The sequence below is a fragment of the Methylobacterium sp. J-030 genome, from assembly GCF_022829545.1.
Lineage (GTDB): Bacteria > Pseudomonadota > Alphaproteobacteria > Rhizobiales > Beijerinckiaceae > Methylobacterium.
In genome coordinates this window covers 117,936-140,366 of the sequence record NZ_JAKSYM010000226.1, presented here as the reverse complement: position 1 = coordinate 140,366, position 22,431 = coordinate 117,936, and the positions used below count along the sequence as shown (strand labels likewise).

Below are 22,431 nucleotides of genomic sequence, written 5' to 3'. Positions count from 1 at the left end.
TTGTCCGTTCCCATTGGAGACCCGGCAGAGTATCCGGTTCCAGCATGGTCCGGGCCGGTGAAACCCGGACCTCGACCATGCCGGCAGGGTCGTTGCCCCGCATGCCGCTTGTGCTCGGCCCCTGGGGTAGACCGCCCGAATCTGGCAAGATTGCGGAGGCTCACCGCGATAAATCGACGGGCGACCGAAGGCACGCTTCGGCGCTCGGCACCCGTCACTTGCTGAAAGCATTTCAATCTGGCAATTTCGCGACATAGGACAGCACAACTGTCCCATCGGCCGTGCACCGGCCGTCGCCGTCTCGCGCGCGGGCGCGGCATTCGGCAGACGGATACGGGCGCGCCAGTGCGCCGCTCCCCGAGCGGTCCGGGTCCTCGATGAACGCAAGCCGGTGGACGTGTCCCTCAGGACCGGCCGGATGGCCTGCGACATGAGGTCGGAGTCACTGGCGCCGACGGTCTGCGGGCACGAAACATGCTCGCGAAGCTCATGAGCGGGGCGCTCATGAGCGGACGGTGTCGAGGGAAGGACGAATCGAAGCATGTCACAGCGCAGACCCGCCGACGCGTTTGCCGCTTCCACGCTCCAGGCTGCCGCGCCCCGCGGTGGCGCTATGCCGCTCGTCGTCCGTGATCCGGCTCTGCCGAACCAGCAGGGTGCCTATGATCCGGCCCGTGAACGGGATGCCTGCGGTGTCGGCTTCATCGCCGACATGCACGATCGCCGCACCCATGCCATCGTCCAGCAGGGTCTGAAGATCCTCGAGAATCTCGACCACCGGGGCGCCGTCGGGGCCGATCCCAAGATGGGCGACGGCTGCGGCATCCTCACGCAGATCCCGCACGGCTTCTTCGCCGAGGAATGCTCGCGGCTGGGCTTCGAACTGCCGCCGGCCGGCGCCTACGCGATCGCCCAGCTGTTCATGCCCAAGGCTGAGGAGCCCCGGGCGATCATCCAGGAGATCGTCGAATCGGTCCTCGCCGCCGAGGGCTTGCCCCTGCTCGGCTGGCGCGACGTGCCGGTCGATCCGGAGGATCTCGGGCTGGCCGTGAAGGCGACCGAGCCGCACCATCGGCAGGTCTTCATCGGCCGCCCCGCCTCGGTGACCGATCAGGACACCTTCGAGCGCCGCGTCTACGTCGCCCGCAAGGGAATCTCGAACAAGGTCTACGCCCTCGACGACCCGCGGGTGAAGGCGTTCTATCCCGTCTCGGTGTCGAGCCGGACCATCGTCTACAAGGGCATGGTGCTGGTCACCCAGCTCGGAAACTACTTCCTCGACCTGAAGGACGAGCGCTTCGTCTCGGCGATCGCCCTCGTGCACCAGCGCTTCGCCACCAATACCTTCCCGACCTGGCGCCTGTCGCACCCGTACCGGATGGTCGCCCATAACGGCGAGATCAACACGCTGCGCGGCAACGTGAACTGGATGGCGGCGCGTCAGGCGAGCGTCGATTCGGATCTGTTCGGCAACGACATCTCAAAGCTCTGGCCGATCTCGTACGAGGGGCAGTCCGACACCGCCTGCTTCGACAACGCGCTCGAATTCCTCGTGCAGGGCGGCTACCCGCTCGCCCACGCGATGATGATGCTCATCCCGGAGGCCTGGGCCGGCAACCCGCTCATGAGCGAGGAGCGGCGCGCCTTCTATGAGTACCACGCCGCCCTGATGGAGCCGTGGGACGGGCCCGCCGCCGTAGCCTTCACCGACGGCCGCCAGATCGGCGCGACCCTGGATCGCAACGGCCTGCGTCCGGCCCGCTACATCGTCACCGATGACGGCCTCGTGGTGCTCGCCTCCGAGATGGGCACCCTGCCGATCCCGGACGAGAAGATCGTCCAATCCTGGCGCCTCCAGCCGGGCCGGATGCTGCTGATCGATCTGCAAAAGGGCCGCATCGTCTCGGACGAGGAGATCAAGGGCGAGCTCGCCGCCGCGCATCCCTACGCCGACTGGGTCAAGAACACCCAAATCGTGCTGGAGGATTTGCGCCCAGTGCAGCCGCGCGAATCCCGCGGCGATGTCGGCCTGCTCGATCGCCAGCAGGCCTTCGGCTACACCCAGGAGGATCTGAAGCTCCTGATGGCGCCCATGGCGGTGACCGGCCAGGAGGCCGTCGGCTCCATGGGCACGGACACCCCGCTCTCGGCCCTCTCCGAGAAGTCGAAGCTGCTCTACACCTACTTCAAGCAGAACTTCGCGCAGGTGACGAACCCGCCGATCGACCCGATCCGCGAGGAGGCCGTGATGAGCCTCGTCTCGTTCATCGGGCCGCGGCCGAACCTGCTCGACATGGAGGGCGCGTCCCGGCGCAAGCGCCTGGAGGTCCGCCAGCCGATCCTGACCAACGGCGACCTGGAGAAGATCCGCTCGATCGGCCATTTCGAGGACCGGTTCGATACCAAGACCCTCGACATGACCTACCCGGCCGAGATGGGCGCGCAGGCCATGGACGGGGCGCTCGACCGGCTCTGCGACCGGGCCGAGGCGGCGGTGCGTGGCGGCTACAACATCATCGTGCTGACCGACCGGGCTGTCGGGCCGGACCGGATTCCGATCCCGGCTTTGCTCGCGACGGCCTCGGTGCACAACTACCTGATCCGCAAGGGCTTGCGGACCTCGGTCGGCCTCGTGGTCGAATCGGGCGAGCCGCGCGAGGTACACCACTTCGCGTGCCTGGCGGGCTACGGCGCCGAGGCGATCAACCCGTACCTCGCCTTCGAAACTCTTCTGGAGATGAAGGACGAGTTCCCGCCGGATCTCACCGACGACGAGATCATCTTCCGCTACATCAAGGCGATCGATAAGGGCCTGCTGAAGGTGATGTCCAAGATGGGCATCTCGACCTACCAGTCCTATTGCGGCGCGCAGATCTTCGACGCGGTCGGCCTGAACTCGACCTTCGTGGGCCGCGACTTCTTCGGCACGGCCACCACCATCGAGGGCGTCGGCATGGCCGAGGTCGCCGAGGAAACGGTGCGCCGTCATCGCGACGCCTTCGGCGACGCCCCGGTCTACCGGAACGCCCTCGATGTCGGCGGCGAATACGCCTACCGGTTGCGCGGCGAGACCCACACCTGGACGCCCGACACGGTGGCGACGCTCCAGCACGCGGTGCGTCTCAACGTGCCCGAGCGCTACCGGGAATACGCGCAGCTCGTGAACCGGCAGGAGAACCAGCTCAAGACCCTGCGCGGGCTGTTCCGCCTCAAGTCGGCGTCCGAGATCGGGCGTGAGCCCGTGCCGCTGGAGGCGGTCGAGCCGGCCTCAGAGATCGTCAAGCGCTTCGCCACCGGCGCCATGTCGTACGGCTCCATCTCCAAGGAGGCGCATGAGACGCTCGCCATCGCGCTCAATTCCTTCGGCGGCCGCTCGAACTCGGGCGAGGGCGGCGAGGAGGTCGAGCGGTTCAAGCCCCTGCCGGACGGGCGCTCGCGCCGGTCCGCGATCAAGCAGGTCGCCTCCGGCCGGTTCGGCGTCACGACGGAATACCTCGTCAATTCCGACATGATGCAGATCAAGGTCGCGCAGGGTGCCAAGCCCGGCGAGGGCGGCCAGCTGCCCGGCCACAAGGTCGATGCCAAGATCGCCAAGGTCCGCTACGCCACACCGGGCGTCGGCTTGATCTCGCCGCCGCCGCACCACGACATCTACTCGATCGAGGATCTGGCTCAGCTGATCTTCGACCTGAAGAACGTGAACCCGGCGGCGGACGTCTCGGTGAAGCTCGTCTCCGAGGTCGGCGTCGGCACGGTGGCGGCGGGCGTCGCCAAGGCGCGGGCCGACCACATCACCATCTCCGGGTATGACGGCGGCACCGGGGCAGCGCCGCTGACCTCGCTCAAGCACGCGGGCGGGCCCTGGGAGACGGGTCTGGCCGAGACCCAGCAGACGCTGGTGCTCAACAACCTGCGCGGCCGCGTCGCCCTCCAGGCGGATGGCGGCATCCGCACGGGGCGGGACGTGATCATCGCGGCGCTGCTCGGCGCCGATCAGATGGGCTTCTCGACGGCCCCGCTGATCGCGGCCGGCTGCATCATGATGCGCAAGTGCCACCTGAACACCTGCCCGGTCGGCGTCGCCACGCAGGACCCGGTGCTGCGCAAGCGCTTCAAGGGCACGCCCGAGCACGTGGTGAACTACTTCTTCTTCGTGGCCGAGGAGGTGCGGGAGATCCTGGCCTCGCTGGGCTTCACGAAGCTGGAGGAGGCGGTCGGCCGCTCCGACGTGCTCGACAAGGTCGAGGCCATCGCCCACTGGAAGGCGCGCGGGCTCGACTTCACCAAGCTGTTCCACCGGCCGAAGGTGGCCGAGGGCACGGCGATCCGCCACGTGGACGTGCAGCATCACCCGATCGACACGGTCCTCGACCGGTGGCTGATCGAGAAGGCGCAGCACGCGATCGAGACCGGCGAGCCGGTGGTGATCAGCGAGACGATCCGGAACTCGGATCGCGCCGCCGGGGCGATGCTGTCCGGCATGGTGGCGAAAGCGCACGGCCATGAGGGACTGCCCGACGACACGATCGTGGTGAAGCTCGCCGGCACCGCCGGCCAGAGCTTCGGCGCCTGGGTGGCGGCCGGCGTTACGCTCGAACTCACCGGCCACGGCAACGATTACGTCGGCAAGGGCCTGTCGGGCGGCAAGCTGATCATCCGCCCGAGCGACGCGCTGAAGTCGCCTCCGGACCGGACCATCATGGTCGGCAACACGGTGCTGTACGGGGCGATCGCGGGCGAGTGCTACATCCGTGGGTCCGCAGGCGAGCGCTTCGCGGTGCGGAATTCCGGTGCCATCACGGTGGTCGAGGGCATGGGCGATCATGGCTGCGAGTACATGACCGGCGGCGTGGTCGTGTCGATCGGCGAGACCGGGCGCAACTTCGCGGCCGGCATGTCAGGCGGCATCGCCTACGTGCTCGACGAGGACGGGTCGTTCTCGGCGCGCTGCAACCTGTCGATGGTCGATCTGGAACCCGTCGAGGAGGAGGACGACCTGATGCGCCGCTTCCACCAGGACGGCGACCTGGAAACGAAGGGCCGGGTCGACATCCTGGCCGACATGTCCGGTCACGACGAGGAACGTCTTAGCCAGCTCATCACCAACCATCTGAAGTACACGGGCAGCCCGCGGGCCAAGCGCATCCTCGACGATTGGGCGAGCTTCCGCACCAAGTTCGTCAAGGTGATGCCGGTGGAGTACCGCCGGGCGCTGCGCGAGATGGAGATGGCGCGGATGCCGGTGGCGGCGGAGTAGGGAGCCGATGGAGATGGGCGAACGGGCGGCGCGCATTCGTCTGATCAAGACGGACGCCGGTCAGCGCATCGATCTGCCGCCCGGCTTCATCCTCGGCGGCGAAGAGGCGATGCTGCGCCAGGATGGTTCCCGGCTCATCCTCGAGCCGGTCGCCGGCCCATCCCTCCTGTCCGTCCTGGACCGGTTGGATGATCTCGACGAGGCTTGGCCCGACATCGCGGATCCGGCCCCGGAGCCGGAGCGGACTTGAGTGCGCTACCTGCTCGACACCAACATCCTCTCGGCGCTGATCCGATCGCCGCGGGGATCGGTGGCCGAGCGGATCCGGCAGGTCGGGGAGGGGGATGTTTATACGAGCGTCATCGTCGCGGCCGAGCTTCGCTAGGGTGCGGTACGGAGAGGATCGGCACGACTTTCGCTGCAGATCGAGACGGTGTTAAGCGCCCTTGAGATCGCGCTTTGGCGGTCGCCTCACGACAGGATCTACGCGGAGCTGCGCTTCGGGCTTGAGCAGGCCGGAACGCCGATCGGCTCCAACGATCTGCTCATCGCTACGCAGGCGCTCGCGGACGGGAGCGTTCTGATGACGGACAACACGAGGGAGTTCGCGCGGATCAGCGCGCTGTCGATCGAGAACTGGCTCCGGTCCTGACCCGGCGTTCTCGATCATGCGGCAAGCCTCCGGCGCGGGATAAGTGGCGCGATTGGACTGATCGATGGGCAAGATCACAGGCTTCCTCGAATTCGACCGGCAGGAGCAGAAGTATCAGCTCGCCGCCGACCGGGTCCGGCATTTCCGCGAGTTCACGCTGCCGCTCGACGAACACGACCTGACGAAACAGGCGGCCCGCTGCATGGATTGCGGCATCCCGTTCTGCCACGGGCCGACCGGCTGCCCGGTCCACAATCAGATCCCGGACTGGAACGACCTCGTGTTCCAGTCGGATTGGGAGGAGGCGTCGCGCAACCTCCACTCCACCAACAATTTTCCGGAATTCACCGGCCGGATCTGCCCCGCACCCTGCGAGGAGGCCTGCACGCTGAACCTCGAGAACCAGCCGGTCGCCATCAAGACGATCGAGCAGGCGATCGCCGACCGGGCCTGGAATATGGGCTGGGTCAAGCCCGAGCCGGCCGAGACCCGCACCGGCAAGCGCATTGCGATCGTCGGCTCGGGGCCGGCCGGCATGGCGGCGGCGCAGCAGCTCGCCCGGGTCGGGCATGCCGTCCACGTGTTCGAGCGCGAGCCGAAGGCCGGCGGCCTGCTCCGCTACGGTATCCCGGACTTCAAGATGGAGAAGCGCCACATCGACCGGCGTGTGCGCCAGATGGAAGCCGAGGGCGTCGTCTTCCACTACAACCAGAACATCGGCGTGACGAAATCGGTGGACGAGCTGAAGGCCGAGTTCGACGCGGTGATGTTCTGCGGCGGTGCCGAGGATCCGCGCAACCCGCAGCTTCCGGGCCAGGATCTGGAGGGTGTCCACTACGCAATGCCCTACCTCATCCAGTCGAACCGCCGGGTGAACAACGAACCGATGCGCGGCAACGGCGAACAGCCGATCCTGGCCTCGGGCAAGAACGTGGTGGTGATCGGCGGCGGCGACACGGCCTCCGATTGCGTCGGCACCGCGTTCCGGCAGGGCGCCCTGTCGGTGACGCAGCTCGACATCCGCCCGCGGCCGCCGGAGCGCGAGGACAAGCTCACCGTGTGGCCCTACTGGCCGACCAAGATGCGCACCTCGTCCAGCCAGGCAGAGGGCGCAGAGCGCGAGTTCCAGGCCGCCACCCTCCGACTGGAAGGCAACAGGAAGGGTCAGCTCACGGGCGTCGTCTGTGCCCGGGTCGACGCCAAGCGCCAGCCGATCCCCGGTTCCGAGTTCGTGCTGCCGGCCGATCTCGTGTTCATGGCGATCGGCTTCGCGGGTTCGGTCCAGCGGGGCCTCCTGGAACAATCCAAGATCGGCGTGAGCAAGCGCGGCAACGTCGAGGCGAACGAGGAGGATTACCGCACCTCCGACGGGAAGATCTGGGCGGCTGGCGACATGCGTCGGGGTCAGTCGCTCGTCGTCTGGGCGATCCGCGAGGGTCGGCAGGCCGCCCGCGCCATCGACGAGACGCTGATGGGGTCGAGTGTCCTGCCGCGGTAGGGGCGCGATACCGTGCGGCCCCTTGGCGTCAGCCGGGGGGCCAGCGGAAATCGTCCGCCCGTCCGGGCTGCGGCATCGGCGCATTCCCGCGCAGCAGCGTCCGCTCGACGGTGCCGAGATTGTCCACGTCCCGCGGCCTACCGTTCAGCAGCGCGCCGCCGGGCGAGACTTCCATTCGGCTCAGAGGCACGACGGGTCCGGCTGTGGGCTTGACGGGCAGCGCCGGGACGCCGGGGGGCTCGGGCAGGCTCGGCAGCATGGCGGTGATTTGCCGGTCGATGGCCGCGGTATCGGTCGGCTGGCCGGTCCCGTCGAGGCTCGGCGCCGCGGCGGCGGGCGCGCCGTTCGGGGTCACGGCGGCAGAAGGCTGATCGGTCGGTGCCGGTGTCGTGCCCATCAGGCGCTTGAGTTCGACATCGACGAAATGCGCGAGCTTCCGGTCTCCGGCCTTGGTGAAATGGACGCCGTCCGCCGTGCGCAGCTTGGCGATTTGCCCCTCCGGATCCGGCCCCGAGGCGGCATAGCGATCACGGTCATCGACGAAGCCCGGCCAAATGTCGACGTAGGTCGCTCCGGCCTTGGTCACGCTGTCGCGGACGATGTCGTTGATCGCGGCGAGGTCCCGGCTCAGCGATTCACTCTGCATGGGCGGCAGCCCGACCCAGACCAGCGGCAGCTTTCGGTCGGTGAAGACCTTGATGAGCGCATCGACCCGCGCCCGGTACAGGGTGCGCCAGCGATCGGTCAGGGGATCGACGGTCTCCTCGCCGTCGCGGATCGGCTGCCGGTCGTTGGCGCCGAGCATGACCAGGGCGTAGCGGACCTTCGGGTTCGCCTGAAGGTAGTCCTGTGCTGCCTTCGGCCAGTCGACCACGTCCTTGCGCACGAGGCCGCTGTCGCCCCTGGCGCGATCGATCACGGCGACGTCGGCATTGTCCTCGAACACGTCGTCGAGGCCCTTGGCGAGGTGATCCGCCAGGGAGTCGCCGAACACCGCGATCTGCACGTGCGGCTCGGTCTTGGCGATGGCGGGCTTCGGCGGCGCCGGAGCCCGGGCGGGCCGCACCCGACGCTTGATCGCAGGCGCGGGCCGTTGTGCCTCGGTTGGCGCGTAGCTGCGGGGACGCGGCGCCCGATAGGCGCGCTCCGGTGGGGGCGCGACGGGCTGCGGCCGGTCCTCCCAGGGCCAGTAGAACTGACGCGGTGCCTCCTGAGGCGGCGCATAGCGGGGCTGGCGCCCGTAGCTCCCGTCGTCGCGATAGTAGGCATCCCGGGGCCGCCGCCGCGGCGGCGCCTCGTAGTAGCTGCCGTTGCCTGGTTGCTGGTAGCCATCGCCCCACTGAGCCAGAGCGGGGGCGCCAGCGAACGCGGGGAGCCCGACGAGCCACAGCACGATGGCCGTCCCCAGATGCACGGGCCGTCCCGAGCCGCGCCGACCAGCGACTTTCATGCTCATCCCGCACTCTTCACGTCGAACGGAGCCATCTCAGACCACAGTGTTATAGGGCCAAGTCGTTCTCGGGTCTAAATTGCGCCCGCCCTCAGGGCCGTGATGCGGGTCGGCTCGTCAAACGGGCGAGAAGAGCGGCCGTCGCATAGCCGTCGGCCGGCAGGCCTGCGCCGATCTGGTAGCGTCGCACCGCCTCGCGCAGCTTGGGGCCGGCGCGACCATCCGTCGGCCCGTCGTAGAAGCCAGCCGCGGCGAGCCCGATCTGGAGCTGCCGAAGGCCCGGACCGCCGAGCCCGGCCGTCTTGGGCCACGACGCCGCGAGAGGCGGACCGCCGCCCAGCCGGTCGGCAAGATGACCGACTGCCAGCGCGTAGGAATCGGACGTGTTGTAGCCTCGGATCACCTCGAAATTGTCGGTGATCAGAAAGGCCGGTGCGCCGAGCCCGCCCGGAAGAAACAGGCTGGCGCGCCCGCGCGATGGCAGGGGACGGCCATCCACCCGCCGAACGCCTTGCTCAGTGAAGTGCGCGAGATCGCCCGTGTCGCGCGCCAGATCGAAGCCTCCCGGCAGACGCACCTCGTATCCCCAGGACAGGGCCTGATCCCAGCCGAGATCCTTCAGATAGGCGGCGATCGAGGCGAGGGAATCGGGCGCGCTGATCCAGATGTCGCGATGGCCGTCGTCGTCGAAATCGACCGCATGCGCCAGATAGGTGGAGGGCAGGAACTGGACCTGGCCCATGGCCCCCGCCCAGCTCCCGCTCATCCGTTCCGGCGTGACATCGCCCCGTTGCAGGATGGTCAACGCCGCGAGCAACTCGTCGCGGAACAGGGTGCCCCGATGGCCGGCGGCCGCCAGGGTCGCCAGGGCGCGGATGGTCGGTACGTCGCCCGCGCTGGCACCAAAATCGGACTCGACGCCCCAGATCGCCAGCGTTACCGGACCGGGCACGCCATACCGGCCCTCGATCGCCCGGAGCGTCGAGGCCAGCGCAGCACCGCGCGCACGCCCCCGGGCGATCCGCCCGCTGGAGACCGCGCCGACCAGATAGTCCCAGACCGGCCGGACGAACTCGCTCTGGCGGCGCGTCCGCGTTAGGACGGCGGCATCTGGCGCCACGAGTCCGCGGAAGGCACGGTCGAACGTCTCGGGTGTCACGCCCCGGGCGATCGCGTCGGGGCGCAGGGCCTCGATGAAGGCCTGAAAGGTGACGTCGGCACGCGCCGGCTCCGTCGCGTGCACCACGCCTGGGAAGCACAGGCCAGCCGCCAGCAATGCCCGGCGCGACAGCACCCGATCAGATCCGGTTGCGCTTGGCGAGACGATCCTCCCACGCGAGCGCCTGGGCAACGATCGCGTCGAGATCGTCGTGCCGGGGCTTCCAGCCCAGCCGGTCGCGGATGAGCCCCGCCTCAGCCACGATCTGGGCCGGGTCGCCGGCCCGCCGGGGACACAGCCGCACAGGGAAGTCGCGGCCGGAAATCCGCTTCACCACCTCGATGACGTCGAGCACGGAGTAGCCGCGCCCGTAGCCGCAATTCAGCGTCAGGCTCTCGCCCCCAGCCCGCAGGTGGTCGAGGGCGACCCGGTGCGCCTCGGCGAGGTCCGAGACCTGGATGTAGTCGCGCAGGCACGATCCGTCCGGCGTCGGGTAGTCGGTGCCGTAGACGTCGAGGCGCTCGCGCTGGCCAAGGGCCGCCTGCGTGGCGACCTTGATCAAGTGGGTGGCATTCGGCGTCGACTGGCCGGACCGGCCGTCCGGATCCGCGCCCGCGACGTTGAAGTAGCGCAGGATCACGTAGGTAAAGGCGTGGGCCGCCGCCGCGTCGGCGATCATCCACTCGCTCATGAGCTTCGAGCGGCCGTAGGGATTGATCGGGTTCAGCGGCAGATCCTCGGGGACCGGCACCACCTCCGGCTCGCCGTAGACGGCCGCCGTGGAGGAAAAAATCACGTGCCGCACGCCGGCCCGCACCGCGGCTTCGACCAGCGCGCGCGTCTTCACCGTGTTGGCGAGGTAGTAGCCGAGCGGGTCCGAGACGGATTCGGGAACCACGATCTTGGCCGCGAAATGGGCCAGCGCATCGATCCGATGCTGCAGGATCGTCTGGGTGACGAGCGCTTGGTCCGCCACGTCGCCGACCACGAGCTTGACGCCCTCCGGCACGGCCCAGTCGAAGCCGGTGGACAGATCGTCCAGGACGACGACCTCCTCATGGCCGGCATCCAGCAACGCCAGGACCATGTGGCTGCCGATGTATCCGGCACCGCCTGTAACGAGCACCGCCATGTCATCCCCCTCGATGCCGCCATCATGAGAACCGTGCCCGATCGCGTTGCCAGCGCGCCCGGCTCCGATCCATCGTTACGCGCTCTCCTGCGCCGAACGGCGCCCACTTCGGCAGAGAGCCCATCAAGCCTACTTACGCGGTTGCAAACGCTATATTTACGGCACACTGCCCCATACTATCCACATCCGGCTCTTGCGAGGCGCCGCCTGAGCCTGTCTGACTGCTGTGCCCGCCGATCGCGCGGGTCCCGCTCCCGCACGGAGCGCGTCGGGCCAGTCTGTACATTTGTTGCTCACACCATTTCATTCAGTCCTTGGGGTTACCGATCGATGAAACCGATCCGCAAGGCCGTCCTGCCCGTCGCGGGCCTGGGTACGCGCTTCCTGCCTGCCACCAAGGCGGTTCCGAAGGAAATGCTCACGGTCGTCGACCGGCCGGTGGTTCAGCACGTCGTCGACGAGGCCCGGGAGGCCGGTATCGAGCACTTCGTCTTCGTGACCGGACGCGGCAAGGCGGTCATCGAGGACCATTTCGACATCGCCTACGAACTCGATCGCACGCTCCAGGAGCGCGGCAAGACGGCTGCCTTCGAGGACCTGCAGAGGGACCTCCCGAAGGCCGGGCAGACGAGCTTCACGCGCCAGCAGGCACCCCTCGGGCTCGGCCACGCGGTGTGGTGCGCCCGCGAGATCATCGGCGACGAACCCTTTGCGGTGCTGCTCCCGGACATGCTGAGCCGTGGCTGCATGCAGCAGATGCTGGCGACCTACGAGCGCCACGGCGGCAACGTCATCGCGGTCGAGGAAGTGCCGCCGCAGGAGACCCATCAGTATGGGATCGTCAGCGTCGGTGAGACTTTCGGGCAATCGTTCCAGATCACCGGCATGGTGGAGAAGCCCAAGCAGGGTACCGCTCCGTCGAACTTCATCATCTCGGGGCGCTATATCCTGCAGCCGGAGATCTTCGGGATCCTCGAGCACGGCAAGAAGGGCGCGGGCGGCGAGATCCAGCTCACGGACGCCATGATCGACCTGATGGAGACGCAGGACTTCTTCGGCATGCACTACGAGGGCCGGACCTACGATACCGGGTCCAAGCTCGGCTTCCTCGTGGCGAACCTAGCCTATGCCCTGGAGCGCAAGGATCTTGCGGATCCCCTGAAGGCGGAAATCGCCCGGCTCCTCAAGGAACACGGCTGATCGCGCGCCGTTCGATGGACGGCAACGCGACCGAGCGCGACGCGAGGCAGGTATGCGCCAGATGCGGCGCCGTCGGCGAATTGGCACTTGCGTCTTGTGCGGCGCACTTTATTTTGTGCGTTGCGAGATCGCGATGGCGTCGTGGTCCCGCAGCCCTTCTTGGGCGTTTCCTCCCTCGACTTCGGGCCGCTCCTTCGGGAGTGGCCTTTTTTCTTGGTCGGACACGACGCGCGCCCTATTCGGCGGCCATACGGCGCGGCGACAGAGTGGCGAGGTCGGACGCGACCTCGCCGATGACGGCACGCAGGACATCCACCAGCCCGGGAAACCCGGCATGCGTCGCGAGGCTCGTCTCGTTCATGTAGAGCGCGCGGTTGACCTCAATCTGCAGCGCGTGCCGTCCGAGGTTGGGCTCGCCGTAATGCTCGGTGATGAAGCCGCCCGCGTAGGGCTTATTGCGCACCACGCGAAAGCCCCTGGCGCGGAACGCCGCCTCGAACGCCTCGATGAGCGTCGGCGCGCAGGCTGTCCCGAATCGGTCGCCGAGCACGACATCGGCCTTGACCTCCGCGTCGCGCCCCAGGCTTGAGGACGGCATCGAGTGGCAGTCGATCAGCACGCAATGCCCGTGGAGCTTGGCGGTTCGCTGGATCAGGCTCCGCAGGATCCGGTGATACGGCTTGTAGAGCCCCTCGATCCGCGCGGTCGCCTCCTCGACGGGCAGGCGCCGGGCGTAGATCTCCTGTCCGTCGGCCACGACGCGCGGCACCGTCCCGAGCCCCCCGGCCACCCGCATCGAGCGCGTGTTGGCAAAGGGCGGCAGCCTCCCGTCGAACATGCGCGGGTCGAGCTCGAAGGGCTCGCGGTTCACATCCAGGAAGGCACGGGGAAAATTCGCCCGCAGCAGGGGCGCGCCGAGCTCGACCACGGGCGCGAACAGGCGCTCGACATGGGCGTCCTCCGACCGGCGCAGGGCCAGGGCATCGAGCCGCGACGCGGCGATGAAATGCGGGGGGTAGACGGCTCCGGAATGACCGGTATTGAAGACGAAGGGCAGGGTATGCGCTACGGGTTCATCCACGGCATAGGGCGGGGCGAATCCGAAGACGTCTGGCTTGACCAATTCGGGAGCGCTCATCGATGCGTGGACAATCCGGCGATGGAAGGAGCACGGCAGGCTCGCACTGTGGTGCGCGGACGCCCGCCTGTCCACTCCGCGCCGCGGGCTGATCGTGCTATCGGCGACACATGCGGCATGCGGTGCGCCCGGGATCCTAACACCTTGTTTACCATCGCCTCCCTTTATGGGATCAACACCACGATACGAAGGCTCGGATCCGGCCGATGAAAATCCTGCTGGCGGAAGACGACAACGACATGCGCCGGTTTCTGGCCAAGGCGCTGCAGAACGCCGGCTACGACGTCCTGTCCTTCGACAACGGTCTCTCGGCGTACAACCGGCTGCGCGAGGAACCGTTCGAGCTGCTGCTGACCGATATCGTGATGCCCGAGATGGACGGCATCGAGCTGGCGCGCCGCGCCACCGAGCTGGATCCCGACATCAAGGTCATGTTCATCACCGGCTTCGCGGCCGTGGCGCTGAACCCCGATTCCAAGGCCCCTAAGGACGCGAAGGTTCTGTCGAAGCCGTTCCACCTGCGCGACCTCGTCAACGAGGTCGAGAAGCTGCTGGCCGCCTGACGGCACCGGCGCCGGCCCACTGGTGGATCGACAGGTGTTAAGCGTGTGACCACACGGACATAGGCAACCCGCCCGGTGCGCCCCTATATGACGGGTTGTCACGCGCGGGACATCGAACGCCATGCAGCCGGTTACCATCTACACCACGGCGTGGTGCCCCTACTGCTCGGCGGCCAAGAGCCTGCTGAAGGAGAAGGGCGTCGTCTTTCAGGAGATCGACGTCGAGCGGGTCCAAGGTGCCCGCGCCACCATGATCGAGAAGGCTGGGGGCCGCACAAGCGTGCCGCAAATCTTCGTGGGCGGCAGGCATGTCGGCGGCTGCGACGACCTCTATGCCCTCGACCGCGCCGGCAAGTTCGATCCGCTCCTGAAAGATACCGCTGATGCCTGAGGCCCGCTTCACGGCCGCCTGCGTGCAGATGCGCTCGGGCCGAGACCCGAGCGCAAATAGCGATGCGGCCGTGGCGGGGGTGCGCGAGGCGGCGTCCCGGGGCGCGGCCTACGTGCAGACGCCGGAGATGACCTCCCTGGTCGAGCGCAACCGGGAGCGCCTGTTCGCGCACGTCACCACCGAAGACCGGGATCCAACCCTCGCGGCCCTGCGCGAGGCCGCGCGGGAAACCGGCACGGTGGTGCAGATTGGCTCGATCGCGGTGCGCGCTGGCGACAAGATCGCCAATCGGGCCTTCCTGATCGACGCCGACGGTACGGTCGTAGCGGCCTACGACAAGATGCATCTGTTCGACGTCGACCTACCGAGCGGCGAACGCTGGCGCGAATCGGCGACCTATACCGGCGGCGCCTGCGCGATCGTCGCCGCGACGCCCCTCGCCGCGATCGGGCTGACGATCTGCTACGACATCCGCTTCCCCGGCCTGTACCGCGCCCTTGCGGAGGCGGGCGCCGAGGTGCTGACCGCGCCGGCCTGCTTCACCCGCCAGACCGGGGCGGCGCACTGGCACGTTCTCCAGCGAGCGCGGGCGATCGAGACCGGGGCCTTCGTGATTTCGGCGGCGCAGGGCGGCGTCCACGAGGACGGGCGCGAGACGTTCGGCCATTCGATAATCGTCGATCCCTGGGGGCGGATCCTCGCGGATGCGGGCGGGGACGAGCCGGGGGTCGTGCTGGCGGAGATCGATCTCGCGCAGGTTGCCGATGCCCGGGCGCGGATCCCGTCGCTGAAGCACGGGCGCGCCTTCACCGTCGAGCGGGTCGGCCAGCAGGTCGAGCCGGCACAGTAGACACCCAAAGCAGAACAATGATCCGGTACAGTCTCGTCTGCGAGGCCGGACACGGCTTCGAGAGCTGGTTCCCGTCCTCCGATTCCTTCGACACCCAGGCTGCCCGGGGGCTCGTCGCGTGCCCGATCTGCGACAGCACCGCGGTCGGCAAAGCGCTGATGGTGCCGAGCATCGCGCGCACCGATCGCGACCGAGCGCCCGCGCCGACGCCGCAAGCCGAGGCGCCGATGACCCTGATCGCCGAGCCCGAGCGGCAACTCCGGGCCATGCTGAAGGCCGTACGGGAGCACGTCGTGGCGAGCGCCGAGCATGTCGGCCCTCGTTTCCCCGAGGAAGCGCGCAAGATTCACTATGGGGAGACGGAGGGCCGCTCGATCTACGGTGAGGCTAGCCCCGCAGAGGCGCGGGCGCTGATCGAGGAGGGGATCGACGTCGCCGCGATCCCCGTGCTGCCGGACGACCGCAACTAGAACCTCGGTCCACGCGGTGAGCGGATGACCAGCGGATGCGCGGTTCCGGCGCTCAGCGCCGCACTGCGGCGGTGCCTGCGAAGGAGGCCAGCGCGAGTGCAAGGAGGGCATTCCAGCCCGCCAGCGAGACGCCGAACACCCGCAGCGCCGCCACCGAGCAATCCACCACCGTGGTGGATTGCAACGCATTGAGGAAGTCGCCGATCTGGCCGGGGTTTGCGCCGGTTCCCCCGCCGCAATCGGTCGGCCCGGGCCAGAACCCCCACTCCGCGCCCGCGTGATAGACGCCGACGCCGGCCCCGTAGAGCAGACCGAGGGCCGCGAGACCGAGGACGAGCCGGGCGAGGCGCTCCGGGGCGAACAGCGCGATCAGCCCCAGCGGCAGGGCTGCGTAGTAGGGCAGGCGCTCCGTGAGGCACAGCTTGCAGGGCGCGTAGCCGTATCCGTACTGCATCACCAGCACGGCCCCGAGGGCCACGGCGGAAAAGATAGCCAGCCAGAGGCCGGCGGTCTTGAGACGAAGCGTGGCCGCCGTATTCATCACTACAGGATCACCTTGAACAGCAGGAAGCCGAGGACGATCACCGCCACCGAGATCGCCACAACCGCATTGAGATGGCGGTCGAGCACGCCGCGGATCTGGACCCCGTACCGCCCGAGCAGCCCGGCCAGGATGAAGAACCGGGCGCCGCGGGTGACGATGGATAGGATTGTGAACCAGAACAGGCTGTAATGGGCGAAGCCCGACGTGATGGTCACGAGCTTGTAGGGGATCGGCGTCAGCCCCTTCAGCAGGATCACCCAGTGCCCGTACCGGGCATAGGAATCCTGGAAGGTCGCGGCTGAGTTCTGCAGGCCGTAGAGACGGATCAGCCACTCGCCGACGGAATCAAACAGCAGGGCGCCGATGGCATAGCCGACGAGGCCGCCGAGGACCGACGCGACGGTCGCGATGGTGGCGTAGAGCCAGACCCGGTCGGGACGGCTGACCGCCATCGGCACCAGCATCGCGTCCGGCGGAACCGGGAAGAATGAACTTTCGGCGAATGCCAAGGCGCCGAGCGCATAGGGCGCTGAGGGCCTGCCGCTGAGGGCCAGGATCCACGCGTAGAGCCGGCGGAGCATTCGATCTCCCGAACTGGATGACGGGCCGCCCTTTGAGCATAGGCGCCGTGCCTTGGCCAGATCGCTCAGGCCGCCGAAAATTACGCTTGGCCGGCGCCAGCGACCTGTGCGAAGAGCGCCCTGCGGGCGGGTATGGCGGAACTGGTAGACGCGGGCGACTCAAAATCGCCAGCCGCAAGGCGTGGGGGTTCGATTCCCTCTACCCGCACCAATGGTCCCCCCACGACGATCTCGACGGGCGCGGCTCGCGGCTATGCGGGCGCTTCGCGACAATGTTCGGTGCAGCTTCGTCCGCCGCTCGGAACGCGACGGGAAAGTGGCTGTCGGTGGATGGCAGAGCGTCGCGCTGTTCCCCGCAGGGCATGCCCTATCTTGGCCGATACGCGGCTCGCCGGGTCGCGCCTCGAATCGGGTGGGGTCGGTGAGCGACTGTCGGAGCGTGGCGATCCTGGGGGCCGGCATGGCGGGCGCTGCGGTGGCCCGCAGGCTCGCCGATGCCGGTCTGGCCGTTCAGGTGTTCGATAAGGGCCGGACCGTCGGTGGACGGATGGCGACCAGGCGGGATGGCACCCTGCAGTTCGACCACGGAGCCCAGTTCATGCGGGCGCACGGACCCGCCTTCGAAAAACGGCTGGAGGATTGGGCGGGGCGCGGCATCGCGGCCCCCTGGGCGGGGGCCGGGCGTCGGATCGGGATACCCGACATGACTGCGCCTGTGCGCGATCTCCTCACCGGGCTTTCCGTCGCGAGCAGGATCACGATCGCGCGGATCGCGCGGACCGGATCAGCGTGGTATGTCGAGACTGCTTCGAATGCGGTCCACGGACCGTTCGACGCCGTGGCCATCACCTTCCCCGCGCCGCAGGGCCGAGCGCTGCTCGATCGATCCGGATACGCGCTCCCCGGCATCGAGCGCGCCGCCTACGCGCCGTGCTGGTCCCTGATGGTCGCGGCCGAGAACGGCGTGACCCAGGCCCTGATCGAACCGCGGGCGGATCCGATCGCGCTCATCGCCGCGGATGCGTCGAAGCCTGGCCGCCCTCCGGGCAGCCGGCTGACGATCCACGCGACGGCGGATTGGTCGCGCAACCACCTCGAAGACGCGCAAGACGCGGTCGCCGCCGCGCTTCTCCCCGCCGCAGAGTACCATCTCGGTCTCGCCCTGCGCCCGTCCTACGTGGAAGCCCATCGCTGGCGCTATGCCCAGGTTGAACACCCCCTGGGCAGGGCCAACCTCTACGATCCGACCCTCCGGCTCGGTGCCGCCGGTGACTGGTGCCTCGGCGCGCGGATCGAGGCCGCCTACGACAGCGGCTCGGTGCTGGCCACGGCCATCCTGGCCGATTTCGGCGGGCCGGTATGATCCCGCCGATCGCCTTCCACCCCGCCTACGAAGCGAGCCTGCCCGCCGGTCACCGCTTCCCGATGCGGAAATACGGGCTGCTCGCCGAGACGTTGATCGCGAAGGGCCTGGCGCCGTTGGGCTTCGTCACGCCGGACTTGGCAACTGCCGACATCCTCGTCCGTGCGCACGATCCCGCCTACGTGGAGGCGGTCCTTGCCTGCACCGTGTCCCGGGAGGTCGAGCGGGCGATCGGCCTGCCGGTCGATGCCGCGGTGGTCCGACGCTCGCGCAGTTCCGTCGGCGGGACCCTGCTGGCAGCGCGGCTGGCGCTCGCCGAGGGCCTCGCGGGCAGCGCCGCCGGCGGCAGCCATCACGCCCGCCGACAACAGGGGGCGGGCTTCTGCGTGCTCAACGACGTGGCGGTGGCGGCGCGCACCCTCCAGGCCGAGGGCCTGATACGGTGCGCCCTCGTGGTCGACCTCGATGTCCACCAGGGCGACGGGACCGCCGATTGCCTCGCCCTGTGTCCTGAGCTGTTCACGCTCTCGATCCACTGCGAGAACAACTACCCGTCCCAGAAGATCGCCGGCGACTTGGATATCGGCCTGCCGGACCGGCTCGGCGATGAGGATTACCTCGCCGTGCTGCGCGCCCGCCTGCCGCAACTGCTCGACGCGCTCGCGCCGGATCTGGTGTTCTACAATGCCGGCGTCGACCCGCACCGGGACGACCGCCTCGGCCGGCTCTGCCTCACCGATGATGGGCTGCTGGCTCGGGACCGTTTCGTCGTGGCCCAGGCTCGCGCCCGGGGCATTCCCCTCGTGGCAGTGATCGGCGGCGGCTACACCGCGGATGTGGAAGCCTTGGCGCGGCGCCACGCCCTGGTCTTCGAGGCGATGGCCGCCGAGGCTTGAGGGGTGGCGGGAACCACCGCGAACCGAATTCTGCGGACACGATGATGCACTGCCGCATCAGTGTTGGATGGAGAGCGGTGATCCTGTCACCTGGTAAGGTTTGAGCAAGCCTGACGGCACAGGTTGCGAGGATTGCGGATCGCGGTCGCGCGGCCTCGCATATCGCACGCTGTCGCTGGTGAGGTTGAGCCCATGCTCGCGCGGATCTGGGACGTGCTTAAGGCGACCCTGGCGGTGGCGGCCCTGATCGCCGCCGCGCTCGTGTCGGCCGACAAGCTGGACCGGCAGCGGGCGCAGCCGGTGATCGGCGTCGTGGCCGGCGAGCCGGTGATCACGGGCGCCATCGCGCCGACCGCGCGCCCCGAGTGATGCGGGCCGTGTCCGCCTGACGGCGGTGCGGGCGCCTGATCTCACCAGCCGTTGATCCGCGGCCACACCGCGCCGTTGAGACGGCCGTCCGCCACCACATGGTAGCGGTCGTGCTGCGCCCCCGTGGCGCAGGCGTGGTTCGGCAGGATGCGCAAGCGTGCGCCGACCGGAAGATCGGGCAGGGCAGCCGCGGAGCCTTTTCGCAAGGCCAGGATACCGTGCTCCTGATTGGCGTCGGCGACGATCAGGTCCGGATAGGGCCGGCCGGCCCGGTCGCAGGCGAGGCCGTAGCCTTGGTCGACCGCCTGCCGGGCGGTGCCCCGGTCGCGCGAGAGCGCCATCCAGCCGGCATCGGTGATGATCCAGCCCTTCGCCCGCTGGTGGCCGATCACGGTGGCCAGGACGGTGAGCGCGATGTCCCCCACCGCGCAGGAGCCGACGCCCGCCTGGAACAGGTCGCCGATCATGAAGACGCCAGCCCGGACCTCGGTGATGCCGTCGAGGGTCTCCGCATAGCGCGCGGTCGGTGTGGAGCCGACGCTGACCACCGGGCAGGGCAGGCCGGCGTCCCGGAGCGCCGTGGCCGCGCCCACCGCGGCGACGCGCTCGGCCTCGGCGGCGGCGCGCAGTGCGTCCGGCTCACTCAGCCCGTAGCTGTTGCCGGCATGCAGCAGGACGCCGCGCAGGCTGGCTGCCCCGTCGAGGACGCGGCCGATCGCCACCAGTTGTTCCGCATCCTGCGGAGGCACGCCGGAGCGGTGGCCGTCCGCGTCGATCTCGATCAGCACCGGCAAAGGGTCGCCCTGGCGGCGGCTCCAGGCGGCCACGGCCTCGGCCTGCTCCGGCGAGTCGAGGATGATCGCGAGATCGGTCTGCCAGTGCCGCCGGATCCAGCCGACCCGTTCGAGCTTCTGCGGCGCGATCCCGACCGCGTAGACCATGTCCCGGACGCCGCCCTCGGCGAAGTACTCGGCCTCGCGCAGAGTGGAGACGGTCGCAGGCCCGGCCTCGCCCGCCATGGCGATTCGGGCGACGTCGCGGGACTTGGCGGTCTTGAGATGTGGACGCAGGACCACACCGAGCCCGTCGAGCCGCGCCCGCATGGCGGCGACGTTGGCCGTCACCCGGTCGGCGTCGAGCAGGAGGCAAGGCGTCTCGATGAGGTCGAGCCCGTCATCCTCGGCCGACCCTGTGATCTCATCCGCCATCAGGCCGCTCCCGTCTCGTGAGGGACGGCCCTCTGATAGGCGTTTGCCGGTCCCGGTCCAAGACGCGCCGACCGCGGACCCGGGATCGGACCGCGAGCGCCTACACCGCGTGCCGCACCGCCGCCACGAAGGCCGCCGCGTCGCGCGCGACATCGGCCGCCGCCTTGCCGGGGCGATAGAGGTTCGAGCCGAGACCAAACCCGTCGGCGCTCGCCGCGCGCCACGCGGTGATGCCTTCCGGCGTCACGCCGCCCACGGCCAGTACCCGCGTGCCGGGCGGCAGAACGGCCCGGTGGGCGCGCAGGGCCGCCGGCCCGGCGACATCCGCCGGGAACAGCTTGAGCGCGGTCGCGCCGGCCGCGAGCGCCGCGAACGCCTCGGTCGGCGTCTGGTAGCCCGGCAGGGAGACGAGGCCGAGCGAACGGGTTGCACGGATCACCGCCGCATCCACGTTGGGCGAGACGATCAGGCTGCCGCCCGCCGCCCTGATTGCCTCGACCTGCGCGGGTTCGAGAACCGTGCCGGCCCCGACGAGCGCCCGACCGGCCAGGCGCTCGCCGAGGAGCGCGATGCTGTGCAGCGGATCGGGGGAATTGAGCGGCACTTCGATCAGCGTGAACCCGGCATCCGCGAGGGCGTCGCCCACCGCGGGCGCCTCCTCGGGCGTCAGGCCGCGCAGGATCGCCACCAGCGGGCAGGCGGCGAAGGCGGCTTCGAACCGATCGAGGATCGTCATGCGTTCAGGCTCCAGAGGGCATGGATGCCGGTGGTCGTCGCGCCGTCCGGCACGATGACGGGGCTCCCGCCGAGTTCCGTCACCGCGGCGGCGTAGAGCTCGCTCAGCGCCCCGCCGCCGAGCAGATGAACCGGTCGGCATCTCAGATCGTCCCGGGTCGCCGCATCGGCGCCGATCAGCACGCCGCTGGCATAAGCCGCCGCCTCGGACGGTTCGAGCCGATCGAGCAGCAGTCCGGCCCGGATCTCGAACAGGGTCGCGGCGAGGTTGCCGGACGCGATCCCCCGGCGAAGCCCGCGCCGGAACGGCGCCCCGTCCGCGACCGGCCCGTCGAGCATGCCCGCCAGAATCCCGTGGGCGCGAAGCAGGGCAAACAATTCGCCCGTCATCACGGTGGTGAAATTCGTGATCGCCCCATCGACCGTCTCGACCCACTTGTTGTGCGTGCCGGGCTGGCAGAACAGGGCGGTCGCGGGCGCCGAGCCGGCATGGATCGCGCCCAGGATCTGGATTTCCTCGCCGCGCATCACGTCGGGCCGCCGGCCGTCCCGTAGGGCGATCCCGGGGACGATGCGCACGTTCCGCGCGGCCTCCCGGCAGGATTCGGCGAGTTGCTTCAGGGTCGCGGGCGCATCGACGTACGGCGCCTCGCACCAGCCCCGGCTCGACCCCACCATGCCGACCGCGATGACCGGCTCCGTGCCGAAGCGCGCGCGCAGGGCGGAGATCTCGGCCGGATACGCGTCCTTAGCCAGGCTCAGCACGCCGCGGTCGTCCCGCATCGATTCGAGCACCGTCCCGTCGGAGGCCATCGCGTAGGCGCGCCGATTGGTCGTGCCCCAGTCGACCGCGATGTAAGCCGCGCGACCGGCCATGCCTGCTCCTTCGGCGCCCGCCGCGAACTTGTCTGAGTTATAAGGGCTCCGATACGTGGTCAAGCTGCGGCCGATCTGCACCGGATGCGCGATGTAGAT

At 68.9% G+C, this 22,431-nt stretch carries 22 protein-coding genes and 1 tRNA gene; 14 read left to right on the top strand and 9 right to left on the bottom strand.

Annotated features, from left to right (window positions below):
- The first annotated feature begins 541 nt into the window (after positions 1-541).
- From gltB to MKK75_RS16350, 5 genes are all read left to right on the top strand, one after another.
- Positions 542-5,257, top strand: coding sequence for a glutamate synthase large subunit (gene gltB, locus MKK75_RS16365; protein ID WP_244043605.1), 4,716 nt, complete (start codon positions 542-544; stop codon positions 5,255-5,257).
- 7 nt (positions 5,258-5,264) lie between these two features.
- Positions 5,265-5,507 (top strand): AbrB/MazE/SpoVT family DNA-binding domain-containing protein, encoded by a 243-nt coding sequence (locus MKK75_RS16360; RefSeq protein ID WP_244043604.1) that lies wholly within the window; start codon positions 5,265-5,267, stop codon positions 5,505-5,507.
- The gene (locus tag MKK75_RS36110) at positions 5,508-5,642 is read left to right on the top strand and encodes a PIN domain-containing protein (protein WP_313901867.1); all 135 of its coding nucleotides are present in this window, start codon (positions 5,508-5,510) and stop codon (positions 5,640-5,642) included.
- Between the two features lie 48 nt (positions 5,643-5,690).
- Positions 5,691-5,909: a hypothetical protein gene (locus MKK75_RS36105; RefSeq protein WP_313901866.1), complete on the top strand. Its 219-nt coding sequence runs from the start codon at positions 5,691-5,693 to the stop codon at positions 5,907-5,909.
- Positions 5,910-5,973: 64 nt separating this feature from the next.
- A complete protein-coding gene (locus MKK75_RS16350) occupies positions 5,974-7,407 on the top strand; it encodes a glutamate synthase subunit beta (RefSeq protein WP_244043603.1) in 1,434 nt (477 codons plus the stop codon).
- A gap of 28 nt (positions 7,408-7,435) precedes the next feature.
- On the opposite strand, the gene MKK75_RS16345 is transcribed toward MKK75_RS16350, so the two are convergent.
- The 3 genes from MKK75_RS16345 to galE form a co-directional block, all read right to left on the bottom strand.
- A complete protein-coding gene (locus MKK75_RS16345; protein ID WP_244043602.1) occupies positions 7,436-8,863 on the bottom strand; it encodes a DUF459 domain-containing protein in 1,428 nt (475 codons plus the stop codon).
- Positions 8,864-8,948: 85 nt separating this feature from the next.
- Complete coding sequence (locus tag MKK75_RS16340) at positions 8,949-10,151, bottom strand: lytic murein transglycosylase (RefSeq protein ID WP_409567573.1); 1,203 nt, start codon at positions 10,149-10,151, stop codon at positions 8,949-8,951.
- 4 nt (positions 10,152-10,155) lie between these two features.
- Complete coding sequence (gene galE / locus MKK75_RS16335; protein WP_244043601.1) at positions 10,156-11,148, bottom strand: UDP-glucose 4-epimerase GalE; 993 nt, start codon at positions 11,146-11,148, stop codon at positions 10,156-10,158.
- 330 nt (positions 11,149-11,478) lie between these two features.
- Between galE and MKK75_RS16330 the strand changes: the two genes are divergently transcribed.
- Positions 11,479-12,348 carry a UTP--glucose-1-phosphate uridylyltransferase gene (locus MKK75_RS16330; RefSeq protein WP_244043600.1) on the top strand — a complete coding sequence of 290 codons (870 nt, stop codon included), beginning with the start codon at positions 11,479-11,481 and terminating at the stop codon, positions 12,346-12,348.
- Positions 12,349-12,583: 235 nt separating this feature from the next.
- Here MKK75_RS16330 and MKK75_RS16325 read toward each other — a convergent pair whose 3' ends face one another.
- Positions 12,584-13,486 carry an N-formylglutamate amidohydrolase gene (locus tag MKK75_RS16325; RefSeq protein WP_244043599.1) on the bottom strand — a complete coding sequence of 301 codons (903 nt, stop codon included), beginning with the start codon at positions 13,484-13,486 and terminating at the stop codon, positions 12,584-12,586.
- A gap of 206 nt (positions 13,487-13,692) precedes the next feature.
- Here MKK75_RS16325 and cpdR point away from each other — a divergent pair, with 206 nt between their 5' ends.
- From cpdR to MKK75_RS16305, 4 genes are all read left to right on the top strand, one after another.
- On the top strand, positions 13,693-14,049 hold the full coding sequence (cpdR, locus tag MKK75_RS16320; protein WP_003603128.1) for a cell cycle two-component system response regulator CpdR: 357 nt from the start codon (positions 13,693-13,695) through the stop codon (positions 14,047-14,049).
- Between the two features lie 121 nt (positions 14,050-14,170).
- A complete protein-coding gene (gene grxC / locus MKK75_RS16315) occupies positions 14,171-14,440 on the top strand; it encodes a glutaredoxin 3 (RefSeq protein WP_244043598.1) in 270 nt (89 codons plus the stop codon).
- Entirely contained in the window at positions 14,433-15,290 is an 858-nt protein-coding gene (locus MKK75_RS16310) for a carbon-nitrogen hydrolase family protein (protein WP_244043597.1), read from the top strand. Before grxC ends, MKK75_RS16310 begins: the two co-directional genes overlap by 8 nt.
- 17 nt (positions 15,291-15,307) lie before the next feature.
- On the top strand, positions 15,308-15,760 hold the full coding sequence (locus MKK75_RS16305) for a DUF1178 family protein (protein ID WP_244043596.1): 453 nt from the start codon (positions 15,308-15,310) through the stop codon (positions 15,758-15,760).
- Positions 15,761-15,812: 52 nt separating this feature from the next.
- Here MKK75_RS16305 and MKK75_RS16300 read toward each other — a convergent pair whose 3' ends face one another.
- Both MKK75_RS16300 and MKK75_RS16295 read right to left on the bottom strand, forming a co-directional pair.
- Complete coding sequence (locus MKK75_RS16300; protein WP_244043595.1) at positions 15,813-16,301, bottom strand: disulfide bond formation protein B; 489 nt, start codon at positions 16,299-16,301, stop codon at positions 15,813-15,815.
- A gap of 2 nt (positions 16,302-16,303) precedes the next feature.
- Positions 16,304-16,885 carry a YqaA family protein gene (locus tag MKK75_RS16295; protein ID WP_244043594.1) on the bottom strand — a complete coding sequence of 194 codons (582 nt, stop codon included), beginning with the start codon at positions 16,883-16,885 and terminating at the stop codon, positions 16,304-16,306.
- Positions 16,886-17,011: 126 nt separating this feature from the next.
- Here MKK75_RS16295 and MKK75_RS16290 point away from each other — a divergent pair.
- The 4 genes from MKK75_RS16290 (at position 17,012) to MKK75_RS16275 (ending at position 19,513) form a co-directional block, all read left to right on the top strand.
- A tRNA-Leu gene (locus MKK75_RS16290) sits at positions 17,012-17,096 on the top strand.
- A gap of 210 nt (positions 17,097-17,306) precedes the next feature.
- On the top strand, positions 17,307-18,248 hold the full coding sequence (locus MKK75_RS16285) for an NAD(P)/FAD-dependent oxidoreductase (RefSeq protein ID WP_244043593.1): 942 nt from the start codon (positions 17,307-17,309) through the stop codon (positions 18,246-18,248).
- Positions 18,245-19,144, top strand: coding sequence for a histone deacetylase (locus MKK75_RS16280; RefSeq protein ID WP_244043592.1), 900 nt, complete (start codon positions 18,245-18,247; stop codon positions 19,142-19,144). Before MKK75_RS16285 ends, MKK75_RS16280 begins: the two co-directional genes overlap by 4 nt.
- Before the next feature lie 192 nt (positions 19,145-19,336).
- Positions 19,337-19,513: a hypothetical protein gene (locus MKK75_RS16275; RefSeq protein WP_244043591.1), complete on the top strand. Its 177-nt coding sequence runs from the start codon at positions 19,337-19,339 to the stop codon at positions 19,511-19,513.
- Positions 19,514-19,554: 41 nt separating this feature from the next.
- On the opposite strand, the gene MKK75_RS16270 is transcribed toward MKK75_RS16275, so the two are convergent.
- From MKK75_RS16270 to MKK75_RS16260, 3 genes are all read right to left on the bottom strand, one after another.
- Positions 19,555-20,721, bottom strand: a complete 1,167-nt coding sequence (locus MKK75_RS16270) for an alanine racemase (RefSeq protein ID WP_244043590.1) — start codon at positions 20,719-20,721, stop codon at positions 19,555-19,557.
- A 100-nt stretch (positions 20,722-20,821) separates the two neighbouring features.
- A complete protein-coding gene (locus tag MKK75_RS16265) occupies positions 20,822-21,457 on the bottom strand; it encodes a 2-dehydro-3-deoxy-6-phosphogalactonate aldolase (protein ID WP_244043589.1) in 636 nt (211 codons plus the stop codon).
- Positions 21,454-22,332 (bottom strand): 2-dehydro-3-deoxygalactonokinase, encoded by an 879-nt coding sequence (locus MKK75_RS16260; protein ID WP_244043588.1) that lies wholly within the window; start codon positions 22,330-22,332, stop codon positions 21,454-21,456. The genes MKK75_RS16265 and MKK75_RS16260 overlap by 4 nt, the downstream gene beginning before the upstream one ends.
- Positions 22,333-22,431 lie beyond the last annotated feature (99 nt).